This is a genomic window from Pedobacter chitinilyticus (genome assembly GCF_003313385.1).
Lineage (GTDB): Bacteria > Bacteroidota > Bacteroidia > Sphingobacteriales > Sphingobacteriaceae > Pedobacter > Pedobacter chitinilyticus.
On record NZ_QMHN01000001.1, the window covers coordinates 1,064,761 to 1,087,174 of the forward strand.

General features: G+C 40.0%; 15 protein-coding genes. 4 read left to right on the forward strand and 11 right to left on the reverse strand.

Annotation, left to right across the window (positions count from 1 at the left end; translation table 11 throughout):
- Positions 1 to 15: 15 nt before the first annotated feature.
- The 7 genes from DUT70_RS04520 to DUT70_RS04550 all read right to left on the reverse strand — a co-directional run bounded on the left by DUT70_RS04520 (position 16) and on the right by DUT70_RS04550 (position 12,649).
- Positions 16 to 1,566: a right-handed parallel beta-helix repeat-containing protein gene (locus DUT70_RS04520; protein WP_113646081.1), complete on the reverse strand. Its 1,551-nt coding sequence runs from the start codon at positions 1,564 to 1,566 to the stop codon at positions 16 to 18.
- Between the two features lie 2 nt (positions 1,567 to 1,568).
- On the reverse strand, positions 1,569 to 3,062 hold the full coding sequence (locus DUT70_RS04525) for a CBM96 family carbohydrate-binding protein (protein ID WP_113646082.1): 1,494 nt from the start codon (positions 3,060 to 3,062) through the stop codon (positions 1,569 to 1,571).
- A gap of 15 nt (positions 3,063 to 3,077) precedes the next feature.
- Positions 3,078 to 4,502: a RagB/SusD family nutrient uptake outer membrane protein gene (locus DUT70_RS04530; RefSeq protein WP_113646083.1), complete on the reverse strand. Its 1,425-nt coding sequence runs from the start codon at positions 4,500 to 4,502 to the stop codon at positions 3,078 to 3,080.
- Positions 4,503 to 4,506: 4 nt separating this feature from the next.
- A complete protein-coding gene (locus tag DUT70_RS04535; RefSeq protein WP_113646084.1) occupies positions 4,507 to 7,608 on the reverse strand; it encodes a SusC/RagA family TonB-linked outer membrane protein in 3,102 nt (1,033 codons plus the stop codon).
- Positions 7,609 to 8,147: 539 nt separating this feature from the next.
- Entirely contained in the window at positions 8,148 to 9,209 is a 1,062-nt protein-coding gene (locus DUT70_RS04540; protein ID WP_113646085.1) for a LacI family DNA-binding transcriptional regulator, read from the reverse strand.
- A 183-nt stretch (positions 9,210 to 9,392) separates the two neighbouring features.
- Positions 9,393 to 11,024 carry a ribulokinase gene (locus DUT70_RS04545; RefSeq protein ID WP_113646086.1) on the reverse strand — a complete coding sequence of 544 codons (1,632 nt, stop codon included), beginning with the start codon at positions 11,022 to 11,024 and terminating at the stop codon, positions 9,393 to 9,395.
- 2 nt (positions 11,025 to 11,026) lie between these two features.
- A complete protein-coding gene (locus DUT70_RS04550; protein WP_113646087.1) occupies positions 11,027 to 12,649 on the reverse strand; it encodes a fucose isomerase in 1,623 nt (540 codons plus the stop codon).
- A 267-nt stretch (positions 12,650 to 12,916) separates the two neighbouring features.
- Here DUT70_RS04550 and DUT70_RS04555 point away from each other — a divergent pair, with 267 nt between their 5' ends.
- The gene (locus tag DUT70_RS04555; protein WP_113646088.1) at positions 12,917 to 13,786 is read left to right on the forward strand and encodes an AraC family transcriptional regulator; all 870 of its coding nucleotides are present in this window, start codon (positions 12,917 to 12,919) and stop codon (positions 13,784 to 13,786) included.
- 4 nt (positions 13,787 to 13,790) lie between these two features.
- Here DUT70_RS04555 and DUT70_RS04560 read toward each other — a convergent pair whose 3' ends face one another.
- Positions 13,791 to 16,028 (reverse strand): ATP-binding protein, encoded by a 2,238-nt coding sequence (locus DUT70_RS04560; RefSeq protein ID WP_113646089.1) that lies wholly within the window; start codon positions 16,026 to 16,028, stop codon positions 13,791 to 13,793.
- A 72-nt stretch (positions 16,029 to 16,100) separates the two neighbouring features.
- Positions 16,101 to 16,661, reverse strand: coding sequence for a biliverdin-producing heme oxygenase (locus DUT70_RS04565; protein ID WP_240432021.1), 561 nt, complete (start codon positions 16,659 to 16,661; stop codon positions 16,101 to 16,103).
- 114 nt (positions 16,662 to 16,775) lie between these two features.
- Between DUT70_RS04565 and DUT70_RS04570 the strand changes: the two genes are divergently transcribed.
- On the forward strand, positions 16,776 to 19,439 hold the full coding sequence (locus DUT70_RS04570; RefSeq protein WP_240432022.1) for a PAS domain S-box protein: 2,664 nt from the start codon (positions 16,776 to 16,778) through the stop codon (positions 19,437 to 19,439).
- A complete protein-coding gene (locus tag DUT70_RS04575; RefSeq protein ID WP_113646091.1) occupies positions 19,429 to 19,791 on the forward strand; it encodes a response regulator in 363 nt (120 codons plus the stop codon). Before DUT70_RS04570 ends, DUT70_RS04575 begins: the two co-directional genes overlap by 11 nt.
- A gap of 16 nt (positions 19,792 to 19,807) precedes the next feature.
- Here the strand turns inward: DUT70_RS04575 and DUT70_RS04580 are convergent, their stop codons facing one another.
- Positions 19,808 to 20,167, reverse strand: coding sequence for a response regulator transcription factor (locus DUT70_RS04580; protein WP_113646092.1), 360 nt, complete (start codon positions 20,165 to 20,167; stop codon positions 19,808 to 19,810).
- A gap of 296 nt (positions 20,168 to 20,463) precedes the next feature.
- Between DUT70_RS04580 and DUT70_RS04585 the strand changes: the two genes are divergently transcribed.
- On the forward strand, positions 20,464 to 20,835 hold the full coding sequence (locus DUT70_RS04585) for a hypothetical protein (RefSeq protein ID WP_113646093.1): 372 nt from the start codon (positions 20,464 to 20,466) through the stop codon (positions 20,833 to 20,835).
- Here the strand turns inward: DUT70_RS04585 and DUT70_RS04590 are convergent, their stop codons facing one another.
- The gene (locus tag DUT70_RS04590) at positions 20,836 to 22,221 is read right to left on the reverse strand and encodes an exonuclease domain-containing protein (RefSeq protein ID WP_113646094.1); all 1,386 of its coding nucleotides are present in this window, start codon (positions 22,219 to 22,221) and stop codon (positions 20,836 to 20,838) included.
- Between the last annotated feature and the right edge of the window lie 193 nt (positions 22,222 to 22,414).

Genomic DNA, 22,414 nt, shown 5'->3' on the forward strand with positions numbered 1-22,414 from the left:
TTTTTTGGTTGTTATTTATTTGGCTTGATAAGCGCCTGGAGTGAATTTGCTTAAGTTGATAGCGGTGCCAAAGAAATCTTTTGCGCCTAAATCTGGCAGCCAGTAATTCCCTTCCATTTCATTTTTAGCTAGGGCTTTATTCAAAATTGGACTGGTAGCTTTAAGCTTTAAGCCAATTGCAGAGGCAAAACCTTTACCATAGTTCAACGGACTTACCAATTGCGGATCTGTAAAAATCCCTTTGTCGTCTTTTACATAAAACTTCTCATAACCGAAATACACGTTGCCATTGAAAACAGCGGTTTGTCCGCCCGATTTTACCACCAATTCTCCTTGCCCTTCGTGATAAAAAATGTTGTTATAAAATTTAGAAGTGTTTAAGGCTTCGTCGGCAATCACTACCGCTTCATGCGCCTTATTTAATACTATGGTATTGTTGTGTGCAATGGCGGTTCCTCTTACATGGTTGGCCCAAACTGGAAAGTCAAATACATGCAGCCCTTTGATACCATCGTTCACACTTACATTATGTCTGACGATAGCATCTTCTGAGGTACTAGTAATCAGTACAAAACCACCTTCGTTATCATGTGAGTAATTGTATTGGATTAGAGTACGATAGGCATCCTCATCTGCATCAAATGCCTGTCCATCTTTCCCACCTCTGGTATTGTACACTTCATTGTATTGGAAAATGGTTTCATCGGTACTGCGGCACCATAAGGCTACTCCATACCGTACTAGTTCCTCATCAGCGTTATGTGTTTCCCACACTTCATTATGCTCTACCAATGCTCGGTAAGTATACCTTACAATCACTCCATCGCCAGCGCAATGATGGATTTTGTTTCTCCTAATTACCAAATTGGTAATCGGTCGATTTCCTTTAACAGCCTTTTTACCATCTGTTAAATTGGTAAAGATTCCTAACCGTACCACATTTGCAATTTCACAGTCTTCAATCAGAATGTCATCAAACTTACTTTCGGCAGTACCAATAATCCCAATTCCACCTGTGTTTTTCCCTTTCATTTCAAAAGAGTAATCGCCCATAATGTCGTGGATGTAGAGGTTTTTAAGATGGATATGTTTCCTCGAAGCACCGTTATCTTTTACCAGCACGCCTAACCTGCTGCCAATAGTGGTGGCATTATTGGTAATTTCTAAATGGTTAACTTCCCAATAGTCTACATCTTCCAATTTTAATACCTCCGATACTTTTCCTTCGCCATCAAGTAAGGCTTTTTTAGTGCCGTTGTATACCGAAACTACAATAGGATTTGCAGCATCGCCAGAGCCTTTAGGTGTCAACTGTCCCGCCCAACGGTCGCCAGCTTTAAAAAGCAACGAATCTCCTGCCATAAATTGATAGCCATTTATTTTTTGAAGTGATTTCCATGCTTTGGCAGGCGTTTTTCCATTATTGTTATCGTCACCATTTTTAGCATCCACATAAAAAGTACTCCCTTTTCTAGCGTTAGTTACTTCTGGCGTATCCGCTTTTTTGCATGCAAATACAGAAAATTGGAGGCAAAGCAACAAGAGCGTAAATGTTTTAGTCTTCATTGTTATTGGATGTTTACCGTAATTTTAAGTGGTGTAGTATAAAAACCACCATTGTTATCTTTTGCTTCCACAATGATTTCGTCTGCATTTCCAGTTCCCGAATACAAGTACCTGATAGAACCATTGGTTAAGTCTGTTTGTGAAAAGCTGGCATTTACTGGCAACGGAATACCGTACTTAACCAAATAGCCATTAGTCGGTATTTTATTAACGATATAGCTAATATTTCTATCCTCAGCACCATTCATTTTTAGCTGTGTAGTGGTCAGTTTGGCAAATCCATCTTTTGCCGAAACATTAAGTGCTGTAGCATTTCCAAAAGTTAAAATGGTTGCTGGTGGGCTTGAGATACTTAAATAAGCTTTGAATTTACCCGAATCGAACTCTCTAGGATAGATTTTCACAAAGTTATCGTTATTGTGGTTCATCAAAATATTCAGGAAAGTTTTATTGCTGCCATAAAGTTGGCTTACCAAAGAAGTCACATCCATGGTGATCCAGCCTGTTTGTCCAGCAGTTAGCGAAATATTTGCCAAGCTGATACGGTCGTAAGTGGGTGCGGTCATCCAAGTTACGGTAGTTTCATCAAAATTGGTATCGGCACCAGCGTAAGCTGTCAAAGAAGAAGCTAAACCCGTGAAATAAACGTAGAAATTGATTTTTGCCAATCCAATCTTGTTTCCAAAACTTGGAGTGGTCAATGGAAATTGAAATAGTCCCATCCTATCCACAGAAACATCCTTACCGTTCGAATTTTTCATATCGATACTAGTGGTGTTGTTAAAGTTCTTGTTTCTGTTGGCAGTACCATTTTGGATAAACAAATCCTTTGTGACGTTAATGACATCGGTTTGTGCCCCTACCGAACCAGAAGGCGCATCAGGAACAGCATCTTTTAATTTATAGAAAGTGAATTGATCGGTGACATGTGCAATGCCGTTTTTAAATTCTAGGTTCTGGCTTCTGATGGTTGCTGGAGGCGAAGTGAGCTCTGTAGAATTGTTGGCAGTTAACACATATTCGTTGGTGCTATTGCTACTTCTGGTATAATAAATAAAGCTTCCATTAATGGTTTCAAACTTTTTGGTTTCGCCAATAGCCAAATCAAACGAACGTAAACGGCCTTTAAAAATCTGGTCAGACAAAATATTTTTTAAAATAATGGTGGGTACGTCGTTAAGATTGGTGTAACCCAAACTGCCCACCATGTTATTTACTGCCTGGTTGGTCAAAAACAAAACCGTATAATTTTCAGGCTGGTTTAAAAACTCTGTTAACCCTGCCTTTTTTATGGCATCAGCATAAAGGTTTAGGTTGGTAAGGTCTGAGCTGTGATCTATTTTCAAGAAATCGGCAAAGGTCATTCCTTTGAGGTTGCTACCTGCATCTACCGCTTCTGGTTGTTCGTTTTTTAGAAACTCTAACTTGCCACAACTTAAGCTAGTGCAAGCTAAAGCAATAGCCAAAGATTTGATGATGATTAATTTTCTATTCATAACAAGTTTATTTAATTATTGATAGTAAGCGTTTTGTTTCAATAAAGGGTTTAACCTGATTTCGTTTAAAGAAATTGGCCACACATAATTGTCTACGTTATTTAAACCATTAATAGGTTGCATTACGCTGATCGCTTTGCCTGTTCTTACCAAATCAAACCAACGTTTACCTTCAAAACAAAGTTCCTTTGAACGTTCGTTTAAAATGATATCCTCTACTTGGCTTTTGGTCAAATTGTTATAATCTGTTGGCAACAAACCTGTTTCCCCTGCCCTTACCTTCATTTGGTTCACAATCGTGATGGCGTCTCCGGGTCTGTTCAACTGATTTAAAGCCTCGGCACGTAGCAATAAAATATCCGAAAGGCGGTACATGATGATATTCTTGTCATCCATGGTACTTCTAACAAAGTTGGTTTTATCAAAAAACTTGGTGATGTCCCTACGCTCGTTGTAACTAATGGTAGCCCTTTTATCGCTTGGCGAAAACATGGTCATTAAAGGCACGCTTACCTGAAACGCTGGTTGAAAGCCTATATCGCCATAAACTTGAATGTAGAAAGATCTTGCGCCACGCTCTGCAAAATTAAAGTCGATTTCAAAAATACTTTCCGTAGAAAAACCATGGGTAAATTGACGGGCATAAGAAGTATTTTCCAATGCCGTAGCGTCGGTTAATGACGTTAACGAGTAATTGGAAGTATTGCTGATAATTTTTTGCGAAGCAGTTAAAGCCTTCTCATATTGATGGCGCCACATGTACAAATCGGTATAAATGGCATTTACAGCTCCAGCGGTTAACAAAGCCTTGGTGGTTTGCGATGGCGCATAACTGGTAGGCAACAGCACCGTGGCGCTGTCTAAATCCAATTCTATACGGGCATAAACCTTTGCCGTGTCCGATTTTTCTACATAGTAGTTCTCGGTAGCATCTTTCAAAGGTTTGGTTACAATTGGCAATTCGCCCCAAATTCTGGTCATGTTAAAATAGCAAAGTGCTCTTAATGCGTAGGCTTGACCCAAAGTTTGGTTATACTCAGCCGTTTTATTGGCATAAAGTCCGCTTTGGTTCATTACCCTTACATTTTGAATGATCAAGTTAGCTTGGTTAACTACCGCATATAACTGGCTCCAATTGGTAATCCTTAAACTAGGGTTTACATTATTAGTCAGTAAGTTCAACGACTCAGTGTTTAACGAGGTTAAATTTTGTGCTACGTTATCTGCCCTAGCCTCACCGTAAAAAACGCCTTCGGGTCCCATAGCTGCTTGCAAAAGTGTATAAGCACCATTTAAGGCCGCGGTGGCCTGTGTTGTTTCCTTCCAAAAATTTGCGTTAGCGTATTCGGTAATGGGATTAAGTTCTAAGGCTTTTTTACAAGCTGTAAGCCCTAAAACCGCCAGCAGCATATATGTTAATAGTGTTTTATGTTGTTTCATGGCACTATAAATTAATGTTTAGAGAAAAGTTATAAGATCTTGTTCTTGGGAATGCGCCTCTGTCAACACCACCCGCCAATGAGTTGGTTGACGAGCTTACTTCTGGATCGTAACCTGAGTAAGACCCCAACGTAAATAGATTTGATACGCTAAATCCTACACTAGCACCCGATATTCTTACTTTTGATAAAAGGCTCTTCGGCAACCTATAGTTCAATGCAATATTTTGCAATCTGATAAATGAAGCGTCTTCTACAAAATGATCAGAAACTGCATAGTTTAACATAGGGTCAGTTTTCACCAATCTTGGGATATCGGTCACATCTCCTTGATTTTTCCATCTTCTTAATTGATCGGTCGAGAAATTTTGGTCAATTGGAGAAGAATCTAAGCTTCTTTTTAATTCATTGAATACATCAGCTCCAAAACTATAAGTAAACAAGAAACTGAAAGTGAAGTTTTTATAACTGAATTCATTGAATAATCCTCCAGTAAAATCAGGATTTGGATCTCCAATAATCTGCAAATCATCGTCGTTGATGATGCCATCACCATTCAAATCTTGCCAAATCATATCGCCACCTTTATAGACCTTACCATTTGCAGATCCTTGTTTGTAAGGAATGACTACGCCTGTGTTTTCGTCTCTTTTATAAACATTGTCTTCGTCTCTGGCATACACGCCCAGTTTTTTCAGACCGTAGAACACGCCCACAGGTTGTCCCACTCTAGCCATGTTAAACAAGTTTGGTCGGTAATCTTGTCCGTCAGGCAATGACAATATCTTGTTGCGATTGTAAGCGAAAGTAAAGGTAGACGACCATTTGAAAGGTGCTACAATGTTAACACTGGTTAAAGTAGCCTCAAAACCTTTGTTCTGCAATGAGCCAAAGTTGCCTGGAACGGTAGTTACCCCAGTAGTTCCCGGAACCGTAACATCAAACAACAGGTCTTTGGTTTTCTTCAAATAAACATCTCCAACAAAGGTTAATCTGTTTTTAAAGAAAGATAGCTCTAAACCTAAATTGCTATGTTGCGTGGATTCCCATTTTAAGGATGGATTTGGAATACCCGATAATATCACCGCGTTTTGTCCTAAATAAGAACCGTTGTTGATATAACCACCTTGTCCAGCGTAATTGCCAATAGATTGGTTTCCAGTGATACCAAAACTGGCACGTAACTTACCTTCATCCAAGAATTGGAACTTTTTGAAGTAAGATTCTTCACTAAATCTCCAACCTGCTGAAACCGCTGGGAAATAACCAAATCTGTTATCGGCACCAAAGCGTGAGGAGCCGTCTCTTCTGATTAAGGCCGAAAACAAATATTTGCCTTTATAATCGTAATTAGCTCTGGCAAAGAATGATAATAATGCATTTTGTGAGATATTTTGTACATAAGTAGAAAGCACCGATGCCGCACCCACATTGGTTAATTGTGCATCTGGCAATCCCCTACCTACTAAATCAAGATTATCTCTATTAAACTTTTGGTACGACTGACCCAATAGAAAGTTAAAAGTATGGTCGTTTTTTAAGGTTAATTTATAGGTTAAAGTATTTTCGTTGATAAAGGAAGATGCTTTGGTAGTTTGTAGATAAGAACTACTTAATTGACCTTGCGGAAGTAAACTTGTTGGGGTAAAATTAGATAAATCGCTGTTTTCATAATCAAATCCCAAGTTGGTAGTAAACCTCAAGTTTTTAGCTATCCATACCTTAAACTCCTGATTTCCGAACATTCTAAAACGCTTAATCCTATTGGCTGCTAATTGTGCAATAGCCAAGGGATTTGGTTTACTACCTTCAAATAACGGAATCAATTGTCCAGAAATAGGATCGTAAGGGTTATAAACAGGCATGGTACTTAAAGCCTGAAAAACCACACTTTGGCCACTCAAACCTGTCAAAATTCTGGTATAATCTGTATTGGATAGGTTAAAAGATGAACTTCCCGAAATAGATTTATTAAAAGTATAGTAAACTTTTGCGGTAGCAGTAGCCTGTTCGTAATCCGTTTCTTTTACAATTGGATTTAGGTTTTTGTAACCAGCACTTAAATAGTAATTAATGGAGTTATCAGAAGAACCACCGCTCACACTCACATCATACTTTTGCTGCAAGGCCTGCCTGTACATAATTTCATGCCAGTCGATAGACTTTGAATAATAGGGATGTAATGAATCGATTACCGATGGTTTGGTAGTCATTTGTCCTGTACTGTTAAAAATAGCATCGATATAAGCACTGCGCCATTGAGGGGCATTTAATACACCTACCGTTCTGGTGAGCTCTGCCAAACTCGCATTAGAAGAAAACCTAAGGGTGGGCTTTTTTGAGTTTTTCCCAGATTTGGTAGTAATTAAAATTACCCCATTTGATGCCCTAGAACCATAAATAGAAGCGGTTCCATCCTTTAGGAAATCAATAGACTCAATATCTGCAGGGTTAATATCTGCCAATGGACTAAAGGTTGACCCATCATCATTCAAACCTCCCGCATAAGTGTCGGTGTTAATGGGTACACCATCTACAATGTACAACGGCTGACTGCTTCCATTTACCGAAGAAGCTCCTCTAATTCTAACGGTAGCTCCTGCTCCAGGTTCTCCTGAATTTGAAGTAATTTGTAAACCCGCAATCTTACCTTGCAAACTGGTATTGATATCGCCCATTGGATGGGTTTCTAGCTGATCTGCTGTAACTGAGCCTACCGCACCGGTTACTTCTTTCTTTTTCTGTGTACCATACCCTACGGTAATATTTACCTCGTTAAGGCTCACCGTTTCAGGCTGTAGGCTAATTTGTAGGTTATCCCTACCTTTTACCGCCACTGATTGAGCTTTAAAGCCAATAGACTTGACCAACAATACAGGGTTGTTGCCACTTACTGGAATCTTAAACTTACCCTCCTTGTCGGTAATTACCGTTTTGCCAGTACTCATAGATGATATGGTGATTCCTGGTAAGGCATCGCCAGTAGTTTCGTGCTTTACCGTACCAGAAATGGTCTTGGTACTGTTTACCTGAGCCAAAGAGACGTGATGCGTCGCGAAAGTCAGTAACACTGCAAAGAGCAACCGTTGATAGAATTTTATGCGCATATTTTTTAAATAGTTTGATAAGATATTAGGTTGTTAGGGTTAAATTAAACTAAAACGAGCTGCTCGCTTATCTTAGTCGTTAAATAAAAACGTCGAAAAAGCATCAGCAACCAAAGAAAACATTTCGTTAACGTACACGATATATGAAAATAGAATACCTGATTAGTGCTTAACATCATTTATAAAATAAAAGGGTTGCTAAGATGACATGCTAACGCATTCACTGTGGTGTACTTGTCGAAATATAGATTATTATCTTTCATCAGTTCAGCTTCGCATGTGCAGATCAATATACTGGAAAAGCATTCATCATTACTCCTATCGAGAATGACCATTGCTATTCCAAAATAGCATTAATCAGCAGTTAATATTCATCTTTAAATTATACAATTAGGCATTGCCTGTTGTACATACAAAATTGGAAGTACAGTTATATTTGGTTAACGGTAACGTACACGAAATTAGCAATTATTATTTTACATCCAAATTATTTGTATAAAATTTTAGGATTTTAATGTTGGATAAAATAAAAAAGGGAATTAATTACTGTAGTATTGGTAGTTCTCTCGGGTAATGATATCAATAGGCATGAACTGTTCTTTTTCGATAGGTGTATTGAGCACTAAGTGATCATAAAGGCTCATTACTCCCCTGTAACCTTGTTCTTGGGGCTTTTGGCAAATGAGAAAATCGATGGTCTTATTTTTCAAATGAAGAATGTTGTCTTCCAAGAAATCATAGCCAATCAGCTTAACCCCCTTAATTTGATGCTCCTCGAAATATTTGGCTACGGTGGATACTCTGGAATTGGTGACAAAAACAACATCATAGCTACTTTTACTCAATTGCTCTGATAATTTTTGCTGAATATGGGCGTAACTGGTTTGTTGAATATCTATTTTACTGATTTGGTTAATAGCACCATTTTCTTCAAAATAATTCCTAAATCCTTCTTCTTTGCGTAATAAATGATGATGTAAATCGATCTCCTTGGAAATATTGACGATTAATGTCTTTTTATCAGCGGGTGACAGGTAATTCACAATGTGCGCCGACAAATAACCGCTTTGGTACAAATTTGGGCCGATGTAACATAAATTGTTATATCCAGGCATATCCGAATTAATGAAAACCAAAGGAATTTTATTTTCATTACAAGTTTTAATAAATACTGCACTTTCGTCCTCAAACATCGGTGCCATTAAAACACCATCAAATTGACCTGCAATAATTTTTGTCGCACTATCCTTAAAAGTACTTTTGTCATTTTGGTCAAAAAAAAAGGAAATAACCTCTACCCCAAAATCTTTAATTTCATTGGCGGCTTGCCGTATTCCATGCAAAGGGGCTTCCCAATAAGTAGTTTCTTCGGATACTTTGGGAATCAGGGTCGCAAATCTTAACTTTTTTTTGGAAGCAAGTCGTCTGGCAAAGATATTAGGCTGGTAGTCCAGTTCTTTAATGATCTTCAGTATTTTGGCTTTGGTCTTCTCAGAAACACCTACCCTATTGTTCAATACTCTATCTACCGTTCCAATAGAAACATTGGCCAATCGGGCAATTTCTTTTACACCTACAGTTCCTGAATTCTTCTTTTCCATTTTAACAAAACTAATAAAAAGTTTAATCGATGTATTTAGAAACTGTGCAAATTTCAGGAACCAGCAGTTTGAGTGCAGTGATGTGAAGAGGAAAGGCTCACGAAGTGTGGAGCGCCTCGTAAGCCTTGTTTACCCTATCCCATTAAATACGGAATGAATATCCTCTTACCACTTATTTAACCACTATTGATTGCCCAGCGTGAGATAACGCTGGTATAATTTTTCGTAAACTGCCGCTTTTTCTGCCTCTGGCAAATATTCGGCATCATAACCCGAGGTCATCTTTTGTTGTGCTTCGGCAATATTTTGATGTACGCCACCAATTACTGCTGCAAACATGGCCGAACCTAAGGCGCAGGCCTGTTCACTGGTAGCCACTTTAATAGGCACATTTAAAATATTGGCCAAAGTTTGCATGACGTAAGTGGATTTCTTGGAGATTCCACCCAAGGCGATTACCTGTTTAATGGCTACACCCTGTTCAATAAAGCGGTTCATAATGGCTTTTGAACCAAAAGCTGTCGCCTCAACCAATGCTTTAAATAAATGTGGTGCAGTGGTGCCTAAAGTAATCCCAGCGATAAGCCCTTTTTTGGTCATATCAACATCTGGGGTTCTACGACCATTAATCCAATCCAAGGCAATTAAATCGTTTGCTGTTACTGGAATTTGCGAAGCTTTATCAGCTAGCTTAGGTAAAATAGCATCGCTTGCATCCTTTAATTGCTCCTTACTAAGGGTATCCGCTAAAATCTCTTTCATCGGAAACTCCAAAATTTGTTTGAACCAACTATACACATCACCAAAAGCAGATTGTCCAGCTTCCATACCCAACATATCAGGAATGACGGAACCATCTACCTGTCCACAAATACCATTCACCAAACCTGTAAATTCTTGCTTAGGCACCACCACCATGTCGCAGGTTGAAGTACCCATTACTTTTACCAAACTGTAAGCTTCAATTCCAGTACCTACCGCACCTAAATGTGCATCAAGGGCGCCCACTCCTACCTTCACACTTTCTGGCAAGCCTAGCTTTTGTGCCCATACTGCCGATATATTGCCCACCATTTCATCGGTGGTATAGGTATCGTGATACAATCTGTCTCTAAGTCCTGCCAAATTAGGATGTAAGCTTCCCAAAAACTCCTGGCTGGGTAAACCATTAAATTCTTCGTGCCACATGGCTTTATGCCCAGCGGCGCAACGACTACGTTTTACAGTAAGCACGTTATCGTTACCTGTTAAAAAAGCAGGCATCCAATCGCAATGCTCCATCCATGAAAAGGCTTTTTGTGCTACGGCACCTTCTTTTTTGGTAATGTTTAATATTTTAGACCAAAACCATTCCGAGGAATACAATCCACCTGAATACTTGGTATAATCTACGCCCCATTGTTTAGCTAAGGCATTAATATCATCTGCTTCTTTTAAGGCCGTGTGGTCTTTCCATAGAACAAACATGGCATCAGGGTCTTCCTCAAAACCTGGTGTTAAAGCTAATGGTGTTCCCTTTTCATCTACCGCCCCTGGAGTTGAGCCTGTGGTATCAATGGTAATGGCTAGAATATTAGCCACTACCGCTGGACTTACTTGAGCCACAATCTCCTTAATGCTCTCTTCCATCCCTTCAATATAATCAAGGGGATGTTGCCTAAACTGCGACTTTTCAGGGTCACAGTACTTCCCTTCGGCCCATCTTTTGTATAAACTTACCGCACAAGCTACTTCGGCTCCATTTTCGGCATCTACCAATAAGGCTCGTACCGAATCTGTGCCGTAGTCTAAACCGATGACATATTTTTTATCCATCCTTAATTGAATTTGGTACCTGTTACATCTACCGTTCCGCAGAAATGCGTTTTGATGCCCAATTCTTCCAAAGCAGCTGCTTTAATTCTGCAAGCCCGGTGTGCCGCTGCCTCGTCGGTAGCGTAAACCACTTGAATATGGTTGGCTTTGTGACGAGCCATCATTTGGTCGCGGGTTACGCCATCCAAAGTAGCATGCATTATTGGCCATTGGTAATTGGTTTCATTCCATCTTCTATCAGTTTCCTCCTTAGGCAACTCTACGGCTTTACCTACGCCCAAATCGCAATGCAATTCGTTGTTGATGACATATACACGGCTCCAAACTAAATGGCCTGGCTTGGCTACTCCTCTTAATGAACCACCGCCAAACTTGAAGAACATAGCTGGCTGACGGATACTGTCTGAACCTGCATAACCGCCAACGTGATGTGCTGGTGGTGCCGCACCCGAAATTTCAAATACCCAAACAAAATCATCTACTTTGTCGCTTTTAAAGTGTTCGCCCCAACGCAAATCGTGCAAGGTATTTTCGCCAGGCATGCCTAGCTTTTGCCATAACCTGTAAGTCAACAAACCATCAATCCCTGCGCATTCATCTACTTCGTTAAAATGAGGAAGTGCTTCTCCTGCATATAATTCTTTACCATTCTCGTCAAAAACTGGTGGGCGGTCTTGATTGTTCAATAAGCCTTCTACCAAATCACTGGCAGGTACTAAATCTTTTAAACCTTGCTGATATTGAATTCCAATGGTATCGCAACCAAATTCATCTGCCAAACGCAAGGCAGCCACGTACATTTTGCATTGGGTTAAGGTTTGGGCTTTGGTCAATTCAGTCGCATCATCTGTTCCCCAATCAAATTTCATTCCCTTGTCTAATAACCAGTTCAATACCTTTTCGGCATCGCTATCACTTACCGTCAGCATTCTGGCGTAAAGTGTCGATTGGCTCAATCTTTCCTTGAAAATTCCAGTAGCATGTAAAAGATCATCAGGTACAATAGCATTGAACATGCCCATGCAGCCTTCATCAAAAACCCCCATAATGGCTTTTTCGTCTTTTAGCTTAGCCGCAAAATCACGTCCTATTTTTTCATCCGCAGCAGGTATTTTTACTGCAGCAAATGATTTTACATGTGTTTCTGGATGATTAATTTCTCCATTGGATAGCCAGCTTTTAATGCCGTTTAGGAAGAACTCATCATCAAAATTAACACTCCATAAACTGCTATACTTTACATTGGCTTTGGTTAACGACCCATTTAAATTAAGTAAACCTACCAAACCTGGCCATTGTCCGCTAAAGTTGGCGAGCGTTAAAATAGGCCCACGGTGAGTGGTTAAACCTGCTAAAACGTGATGGCTGTACTGCCAAACACTTTCAGCTACAATCAGCGGTGCATCTTTATCGATAGTTTTAAATACTTCAATGCCCATGCGTTGCGAGTCGATAAAGCCGTGTTTCTTTTCAGGATTGTAGGCATGTGCTCTTTTAATGTGATAACCAAATTTCTCTAGAACGGCTGCTAAAGCCTTTTCCATTTGGTCTTGCGTTTCCCAACAACTTTGATTGGCTGCAATTCTTAAATCGCCACTGGCTACAAGAAAAATCTCTTTGTTCATTTGCTAAAAATTTTGTGCGGTTTAAATGCCAAACGAAGGTGGCTTGGGCGCTATTTTTCAAGAGGCAACCCTAGGAAACTTCCTACACATTCATATTTGGCTGTAACAAATGTTACCTTACAAAGATGCTTGATGGCGAGAAGTTATTTTTGCGGCTTATTAGCTATTTATTGTATGATATTAGCATAATAACTATTCAATTTGGCAATATTCGAAATTATTTAGCTATAATTAAGGAATAATAGCAACCAAATATAAGCGAGTACCATGAAACCACACTTTCATAAAGTGCCTGTTAGCCTGCAAAATTCTTTCAGCATTAGGCACGATATTCAAGAGAACTTTGGCAAGATATGGCATTACCATCCTGAACTGGAATTACATTATGTGATTAGAGGCGAAGGGGTAAGATTTATTGGCAATAACATCAGTAATTTTTCTTCGGGAGAAATTATTCTTTTGGGCGATAACCTACCCCACACTTGGCGTTGTAGCGATGAGTATTTTCAAAGCAATCCCAGTCATGAAGTAGAAGCCATTGTGATTCATTTCCTACCTGATTGTTTGGGAAAGGATATTTTGAACCTACCAGAAGCCTATTTAATTCCCAAGCTTTTTGAAAAGGCTAGAAAGGGCATGTTGCTAAAAGGCGAACACAGAGACAAACTAGCCCAACTGATGTTGCAAGCTAAGGATGCGCAAAATTTGGACAGACTGATAGTGCTCCTATCCATTTTAAAAACCTTGGCAGAGGCTGATGATTATACCGTGCTTAATCCAGGGAATGTGCAGTACCAGTCTGACGAATCGGATGTGATTAGACTGAACAAAGTGTACAACTATACACTGACCAATTTCAAAAAAGAAATTAGCTTACAGGAAGTAGCTTCTATCAGTAATTTAAGCGTGACTTCTTTTTGCCGTTATTTTAAACAGATGACCAAGAAAACCTATTACGATTTTTTAATTGAAATTAGGGTAAGTCATGCTTGTAGGTTGTTGATCGAAGACAAACATCCAACCAACATGATTTGCTACCAATGCGGTTTCAATAATGTCTCTAACTTTTACCGACACTTTAAGAAGGTGAACGGCATTACACCATTGGAATACAAAAGGAAATACTTAGCAGAGTAATCTTTTAGCTGAGGATAGGCTCAGCTTCAAAATGCTTAAAGCTTAAATAAAACACCGAACCTTGCCCTGGTGTGCTGTTTAGCCAAATATTACCGTCGTGTTTGGCCAATATGCGTTTCACAATGGCAAGTCCTACCCCTGTACCTTCAAAATCGTTACCTGCCGATGCTCTGGCAAAAAGCTCAAAAATACCTTCCTGTTCATTGGTTGGTATGCCTATCCCGTTATCAGAAATGGCATAAATCACTTCCGAACCTTCCTTATTGCCGCTAATGCTCACTCTTGGTATAGTCGTTTTGGATGAATATTTAACCGCGTTGCCCACTACATTCGAAAACACCTGCAAAACCATCAGTTCGTCGCCATATACTGCTGGAGTTTCCCCAATTTCAATATTTAAATCTGGATGTTTACTCGAAACCATCAGGTCATGGCTAAGTTCTTCCAGCAAACTACGCATATCAATATGCTTGCCTTGTATTTTCGACTGTCCCACCTTTGAGTAAGCCAATACCTCATCAATCATCATCTGCATCTTCTGCGTCCCTTTATCAATCCTCTCGGCCATCATTACCACCCTATCCATGCTGTTGTTTCCTTTCTTAATCAACTGCGAATACGATTTAATGGTAGCTAAAGGATTTTTAAGATCATGCGAAATGGTGTAACTAAAGCTATCTAGCTCCGCGTAAGCTGCTCTTAGCTTTTCGTTCATTACCCTAAGCTCGTTGGCTTTTCTGCTTATGGCGTAGTTCACTTCATCGCGTAAGGACAAAGCCGCTTCCAGTTCATGTTTTTTCCAAGGTATTGCCGTAAGCTCAACTTGCTGTAGCCACTCACTAAACGAATTCCTAGGCGAAATATGGCTCACACCCTTTTCAGTTTTCTCCATCGATTTCTCTGGATTTCCTGCCCATTTCACTAAAGTTTTCACTTCTGGTCTAAACCATAACATGTACTCCTTTAAATCTTTGCCTAACCTGCAAGCCAATAAACCACTTGCCATTTGTCTATATTTGGCGGCCAGCGGAAAATCTTTAGAAAGCTCTTGGCTCATGTAAAAACCTTCCTGATAAGTTCTTTCATCCAACCAATCAACCAATTTCTCTATAAATTCCCCATCGGGCGCTTGCCCAGTTATATGCAATTTATTCTCGAAATAAAGGGCAGCACCTGTGCAGTCTACCACGTCTTTCAACGTACTATCTTGTCCAGTTAAAGCTTCTTCTACATCAATATTGCGCAATAAAAACCTGGTCATGGTTTCTACTGCCTGCCTATGCTCCGCAGCCTGTTGCTGGTCTTCTTCCTGCGCTCTAAAACTAATGGCCGAAGATAAAACCTGCCCCACCAATTTGGCACTTTCCCGTTCCTTAAAATTAATAAATTTGGGTGAATAGTTATGGCAGGCAATTAATCCCCACAGGCTTTCGTGATCCATAATAGACACACTAAAACTCGAGTGTACGCCCATGTTTTTAAGGTATTGGATATGGATGGGTGAAACTGCCCTTAACGTACTATGTGTAAGATCCAAAGGAACTGCTTTTCCCTCAACCGCACTGGTCACCAAGGCCGAAGGAGTGGTATTTACATCTGCAATAAGGCGCACTAAGTTAATTTGATAAAGTGCCCTGGCTTGTTTTGGAATATCCGAAGCAGGATAATGCAAGCCTAACCAACTTTCGTAGTTATCAGCCTTAGCCTCGGCCACTACTTCGCCATGCCCGTCTTCATGGAACTTATACACCATTACACGGTCATAGCCAATAATTTTCTTTACCTGTTGTGCCGCATTGTTCAATAGGTTTTCCATTTTCTTATCCGAAAGTATTTCCGATAACGACTTTCCTATTAGCGACTGTAAATCGTGGGAAAGGTTAGAAATGGCTGGTTCAAAATCAATGATATGATAACCATTGTGAAAATGGATAATGATGTTAAAGCTTTGTCCATTAAGCTGATAAGAAAAGCCGTTTTGATTAATAACCGTATCTTGCAGACTAGAAAAACGAACCAAAGCTTCTAAATCATGCTGTGGCCCATTGTTAAGTTGCTCTACTTCGTGCAAAGGCTTCCCTAAAATAGCACTTGCAGTAATGTTTAAAAATTCTTGAATATTTTCACTACAATACCGCACCACCAGCTCCCCATCAAGGGCAATAAGGAAACCATGATTTTGGATGCTTCCTGGAATGTGAATGGGTTCGATATCGCAGTTATCTAAATTTGGATCACTCATGTTATTATGCCGATTGGTGAAAGGGTATATCGTTTAAGTTAAGCAAAATATTAAAAACAAAAAAAGCAAACACTAGCTTTTAAAAACAAATTGAAACTTTTCAAAGGTTTCATTTGCTGTTTTAATGGCTTCCTGTTGTGCCATAGCACTTTGCAAACTTTTGTTTAAAATGGTAACAAAATTATTCCACATGGTTCCTGTTGCTGCACCATAGCCAGCAAAGAAGGAAAAGCCCTTTTGTAACCCATGTTTGCGCAGCATTTCTACAATAATAGGACCGCCCATAATAGAGCCCTCCATCACATACATGGCCCCCAAGGCTTGCGCCAAACTATTAATTTCTGGTAATGCAATGGTTCCCTCCTGCGCATCCTTAACTCCCAAAGCTTGCAAATCAGCCTTTAGGTAACTACTATTTCTTCGTTCAGAAAGATCTGGCACCACGGTATCGTTAATATAAGCAGCAAGCCCCTTTTCAAGTGCATTAAAATAAAGGTAAAAAGCATGGATAAATGAAGCATAATCAGCTTCTGAACGGATGGCTTTCAACTGCAAAATCACTTTCTTCTCTAAAGCTTGGTGCGCAGTCTTCGTCTCTTCTTTTAGACGGATGTTGGGCAATGTATTGGTCATTAATCTTTCTATAGTCGCTTCTCTATTAAACGCCCATGCAACAAATGTAAGTATTTATCTTTTCAAAAAAAGCCATTTATAATATTCTAAAAACAGCTCAGTTTACATTCTAAAATGACTAACTTAGGCCTTTTATGCTACATGGAGCCGAAAAACAACCCCAATAGATTCGACGAACTTATCAATGCCGCCCCATCGGCTTCTGCTATTTACCATACCAGAGATATCATCATTACTTCGGCCAATGCCCAGATGTTGGCCTTTTGGGGAAAAGGTAAAGAAGTGATTGGCAAACCTTTGATAGAAGCCGTGCCTGAGCTAAAAGGCCAACCCTTTATAACACTTTTACAAAATGTTTTTGATACAGGCATTACGCACCATGCTGAACGTGATCTTGCAGAACTTGTAGTGGATGGTCGTTTGCAAACTTTTTACTTTAATTATACTTACAAACCCGTAGCGGCGCCTGATGGCAAAACAGAATTTATTTTCCATACCGCTATAGACGTTACCGCCCTCATTAAAACTCAGCAAGAATTATCCGATACACAGGAACGGTTAAACTTAGCGCTACAAGCAGCAGAAATTGGCACTTGGGATCTCAATCCACTTTCGCATGCTGTACATTGGGACCAACGTTGCCGTGAGTTATTCGGCTTTGAGGGCGAGGCCGATATTGCCTATCATCAAGTATTAGACTGTATCCATCCAGAAGATAAACCAAAAGTAATGGAAGCAGTAGCAGCGGCCATTAATCCCCTAAAAACAGATACCTACGATATTCGTTACCGAACCGTTGGCAGCAACAGCGGAACATTGAGATGGGTACACTGTAAAGGCCGTTCCTATTTTAATAAGGAAGGCTTGGCCTATCGCTTTGCTGGTACCGCTAGAGATATTACCAATGAAGTAAACACTTCGTTAAGTCAGCAGCAATTGTTATCATTGGTAAGCCACAATGCCGATATCATGACCATTGCCGACCTGCAAGGCAATTTGATTTACATGAACCGTGCAGGCAGGGAGTTATTTGGGGTACCCGATGAGGTTGATCTGACCAAAATGACTGCTAGTGATTTTTATGAGCCCGAGGAACTCAAACGTGTTCAGGAAACCATTATTCCAAAAATTGATAGCGAAAAAGGCTGGAAAGGCATTTTGCACCTTAAACATGTACAAACCCACGAGGCCATTCCCTGTCAGGTAAACTATATCTTGGTAAAAAACCCATTTACTGGTGAAATTATTGGCCGTGGTTCTACCGCTAGAGATCTTCGCGGCGAATTAAAATCCAGGGCCGAGCTACAACGCTTAGCCACCATTGTAGAGTTTAGTGAAGATTTTTGTAATTATACCGATTGGCAGGGCAATACCATTTACCTTAACGCTGCTGGGCAAAAACTGATTGGATTATCGGTAGATGACGTTGCTAAAACCAATATCGAAGCTTACCACTCCTTCGCTTCTAACCGATTGATTAAAGGCAGCATTCGTGCACAATTGTTAGAAACTGGAAAATGGTCGGGCCGTTTAGAGCTCAAGCACCAACAAACAGGAGAAATCATTCCAATCCACAAACAGTTTTTTCTAATCAGGGATAGCCTTACAGCCGAACCCATTGCCATTACAGGAATTGCACGCGATTTAACCGCCGAAATGAACGCCAAAAAGGCCATGGATAAAAAGAACAGTGAGCTTGCCCATACCTTAAAAGAACTGGCGTTTTTAGCCAATGCTGTGCCTATCGTAATGTGGACCGCTACTCCAGACGGTATGCTTGATTTTATCAATCAACGTTGGTTAGACCAAAGCGCCATGCCTATTCAGTCCTCTTTAGGTGACAAATGGACGGCTACCATGCATCCTGACGACGTGGCGAGAACCCTAAAAACTTGGCAAAAAAGTTTAGCTACGGGCGAACCCTACCAAGCAGAGTTTCGCTTAAAAGACAAATATGGCAATTACCGTTGGTGGTTGGTAAGAGCCGTGGCACTTACCGATAGCAATGGACACATCATCAAATGGTATGGCAGTAACACAGATATCAGCGAGCAAAAGGAACTACAACGACAAAAAGATAATTTCCTAGGGGTAGCCAGTCATGAACTTAAAACGCCAGTAACCAGCATTAAAGCTTATGCACAGGTAGTAGAAATGATGCTGCACCGTGCTGGAGATGAAAAAAATGCAGCCTTAATTGGCAAGATGAATAATCAGATCAATAGGCTCACCGCATTGATTGGCGATTTGTTAGATGTCACAAAAATTAACTCAGGCAAGCTAGCCTTTACCAATACCCACTTCAATTTTGATCAACTCGTAAACGAAATTGTTGAAGACATTCAGCTTACTGCTGAAAAACACCAAATACAATTAAAACTGAAAAGCTTACGTGATATCCATGGAGATCGGGAACGCATCCAGCAGGTCATTGTAAACTTAATAACCAATGCGGTTAAATATTCGCCTGATGCCAATCGCATTATCGTATTTACCGAAGATCATGGCCACGAAGTACAACTTTGTGTACAAGATTTTGGCATTGGTTTGCCACCCGACAAAAAAGACCTCGTGTTTGAACAATTTTACAGGGTATCAGGCACTAAAGAACATACCTTCCCAGGATTGGGCCTTGGCCTTTATATCTCTTCAGAAATTGTAAAGCAATTAGGCGGCCGAATTTGGGTAAACTCCATTGCAGGAAAAGGGTCGACTTTCTGTTTTGCTATACCAGTGGTACAAGCCCTTCAAACCAGCACCCAAGAAAATGAAAGTTAAAAGAATTTTAATTGCAGATGACGACGAAGGTATTTTAGATGCAACCAAAACCATGTGCGAAGCCCTAGGCTACGAAGTAACCATGATTATAGATGGCAATAAAGTATTTCAGGCCGTTGAACAACAACAACCAGATTTGTTGTTATTGGACATCTGGATGTCGGGCATAGATGGCAGAGAAGTTTGCCGACAGCTTAAAGACCATGCTGCCACCAATAAAATCCCTATTTTAATGGTATCAGCCAGCAGGCAAATCAAAGAATCGGCACTGGCTTGTGGTGCTAATGACTTTTTGGCCAAGCCTTTTGAAATGAACGCTATCTTGGAAAAAATAGAAACATTAACCGCTTAGTTTTTATACCATTTTTTTAAGAAACTAAACGCTTAACCTTCCTCATAAATTCATCTATATCAAAAGGCTTTGCAATAAAATCGTCTGCCCTGTAATAACCATTTAAATCAGAAAGTCCTTTATTGGCCGACATCATCAGCACAGGTACATGCTTTAATGTGCCGCTCGTCTTCACATCGTGGCATAGGTCTATCCCATTACCATCAGGCAGCATCACATCCATTACCATCATATCAGCATCAGCTTTAGATAGCTGCTCTTTAAATAGCGAGGCATTTGGAAACAGGGACACCTCGTAGCCCTCATCATTCAGTAGAAAGGAAATTACTTCTCCAATATCCGGATCATCTTCCACCACCCAAACCTTTTTCTTCATCAATTTTCAAATGTATATCTAGTCTGCAACAAATATAAAAACATATTGTTTATTGTCATTTTGTGCTTTTTACCTAAAAAAGAGTTTTTAGTTCAAAATCAGCTAAATAATTTTTAAAACACGTATTTAACCTCAATCCTACAAACCTTAACGTACTACTAATTGTTGTAGAAATACTGTGGATTTGATTGCTTTATTTGTGGCAAAAAATTCGCAACAGTGCGTATAGAAGCTACTAGCCGCTGTGGATAAAAAAATTAATGGATTAACCCGAAAGGCAGTAATTTAGTAGCCCCATGAACAACCTCAACTCAAATATATTCGAATATTTATACGTTTTAGAAAGCGAAGGTCTATACCTGGCTGAAATTAAACGCAATGACCTGGGCGAATATGCTGCTATTGGCGAAAAATTTCAATGGCTTAGGGTAGAAAAAAAGACTTGGGAAATTTCAAAACTAACCTTTCGTTCCATGGATTCGTCCGAAGAAATAGAAGAAAGATATTTTGAAGAAGGTTTCCTTAAATTCAATTTAGAAAATGGAACCTATATCGAAAAATACAACTCGGCCCAACATGCCTTAAGCAACATTGGGGTACAAGCCGCACCTGCCGAATTACATGAGCACATTAAAGCCATGCTTCTAGGAAACGTGTTAAGCGCTTAATCACTCGTTAATCATTTTAATGTTTTGGGGGTAGCGTTGTGCATAAGTCATTACCAATTGCAACATATAATGATTACCCTTTACACGTGTTAAACACTCTTTAATCGCTATTGCATCTTGTAAGGGCTGGTCTTCAGCTAAATACCCCATGCCGTAAAACTCACCTTTTTCAATCCAAACACAGCTTTGCTCCTGAGGCTCTCTACCATTATCCAATAGTATAAAACTCAACTGCTCTTCATCAATACTAGCCAATAATTGTGCAATGGCTTCATTATGAATTTCCAAATCAGGCAAGGGTTGGTTGGTTTTAAAAGCAGCTCCCCTACCATATCTGCAAAAGCGCTGATCAATATTAAACAGTTTACTTTGCGAAGCCAAAAAGTTAAGCCCATCTATTTCCCTATTAAACACCTTGGCACATTTCAATTGCTTCGGTAATCTGCCAACAGCCAAATGGGCGTAACCATTTACCGCAACATAGTGGTACAAACCAAATTTAGGTTCCGAGCTCTTTAGTGCACTGTTATAAATGGGCCATAAACGTTGTATTTCAGTACACTCCAGTAGCAAAGCCATCAGCTCAGAGCCACAGCGTTCAAACGAAATTCCGTAAATTTCCTTTAAAAAATGTTGTCGCCTAGCACTTTCATTGTGCCCCACAAAATGCGAAGCCACCCGCTTTTTCAAGTTAATGGCTTTGCCCACATAAATCACCTTCCCTTCTTGATTGTGAAAATAATATACCCCTGGCCCCTGTGGCAATGCCTGAAAATCGGCCAAGGGCACATGTGCAGGTAAACGTTGCTCGGGCGATGCACGTCGCAACATCCCGCTAATCAATTGTTCTTCATCCTTGGCCAATAATATCGAAAACAATTGAGCAGTAGCCACTGCATCACCCAATGCCCTATGGCGGTCGGTAATGCCAATACCTATGTTGTCACATAGTTTCCCCAAGCTGTAGGAACTAAAACCCGGCAACAGTTTACGGGAGAGCCTTACCGTGCAAAGCTTGGGTACATCCCATGCAAAGCCACAGTTGGCCAATTGAGCTTTAACAAACGAATAGTCGAAGTTGACGTTATGGGCAACAAACACCTTATCCTTCAACCATTCAAATATTTGAGGGGCCAAAGTTTCAAAAGTGGGTGCCTCGGCCACCATCTCATTACTAATTCCGGTTAAAGCGGTAATATGTAAAGGAATATCCGTCTCTGGATTAACCAAGCTGCTCCAACGTTGGGTTACATCTTTCCCGTCATGACAGATGATGGCAATCTCCGTAATCCTACTGCTAGACACGCTTCCACCCGTGGTTTCAATATCCACAATGGCATAAACAGGATAGTTTAATGAAGTTTGACTTTTGCTTCCCTTTGGCATAGTGCAATTTTACTAAAATTATTAGTAAAAACAAATTGTCTTTCTTTCATTTTTAAAGTAAATAGGCACACGTGTGCCAACAAATGCAGCGCCCAGGAAAGACAGCCCTACAACTAACCGATTAAACAAATCAACAGTTAACCAATAGTTACCAGACTAACCTCCTTTGTCAGCGAACGCGTGTCGCGTGTGC

Bases quoted from the DNA above. Each gene is read 5' to 3' on its own strand.
- DUT70_RS04520 (WP_113646081.1), bottom strand. From the start codon at position 1,566: ATGAAGACTAAAACATTTACGCTCTTGTTGCTTTGCCTCCAATTTTCT.
- DUT70_RS04525 (WP_113646082.1), bottom strand. From the start codon at position 3,062: ATGAATAGAAAATTAATCATCATCAAATCTTTGGCTATTGCTTTAGCT.
- DUT70_RS04530 (WP_113646083.1), bottom strand. From the start codon at position 4,502: ATGAAACAACATAAAACACTATTAACATATATGCTGCTGGCGGTTTTA.
- DUT70_RS04535 (WP_113646084.1), bottom strand. From the start codon at position 7,608: ATGCGCATAAAATTCTATCAACGGTTGCTCTTTGCAGTGTTACTGACT.
- DUT70_RS04540 (WP_113646085.1), bottom strand. From the start codon at position 9,209: ATGGAAAAGAAGAATTCAGGAACTGTAGGTGTAAAAGAAATTGCCCGA.
- DUT70_RS04545 (WP_113646086.1), bottom strand. From the start codon at position 11,024: ATGGATAAAAAATATGTCATCGGTTTAGACTACGGCACAGATTCGGTA.
- DUT70_RS04550 (WP_113646087.1), bottom strand. From the start codon at position 12,649: ATGAACAAAGAGATTTTTCTTGTAGCCAGTGGCGATTTAAGAATTGCA.
- DUT70_RS04555 (WP_113646088.1), top strand. From the start codon at position 12,917: ATGAAACCACACTTTCATAAAGTGCCTGTTAGCCTGCAAAATTCTTTC.
- DUT70_RS04560 (WP_113646089.1), bottom strand. From the start codon at position 16,028: ATGAGTGATCCAAATTTAGATAACTGCGATATCGAACCCATTCACATT.
- DUT70_RS04565 (WP_240432021.1), bottom strand. From the start codon at position 16,661: ATGACCAATACATTGCCCAACATCCGTCTAAAAGAAGAGACGAAGACT.
- DUT70_RS04570 (WP_240432022.1), top strand. From the start codon at position 16,776: ATGACTAACTTAGGCCTTTTATGCTACATGGAGCCGAAAAACAACCCC.
- DUT70_RS04575 (WP_113646091.1), top strand. From the start codon at position 19,429: ATGAAAGTTAAAAGAATTTTAATTGCAGATGACGACGAAGGTATTTTA.
- DUT70_RS04580 (WP_113646092.1), bottom strand. From the start codon at position 20,167: ATGAAGAAAAAGGTTTGGGTGGTGGAAGATGATCCGGATATTGGAGAA.
- DUT70_RS04585 (WP_113646093.1), top strand. From the start codon at position 20,464: ATGAACAACCTCAACTCAAATATATTCGAATATTTATACGTTTTAGAA.
- DUT70_RS04590 (WP_113646094.1), bottom strand. From the start codon at position 22,221: ATGCCAAAGGGAAGCAAAAGTCAAACTTCATTAAACTATCCTGTTTAT.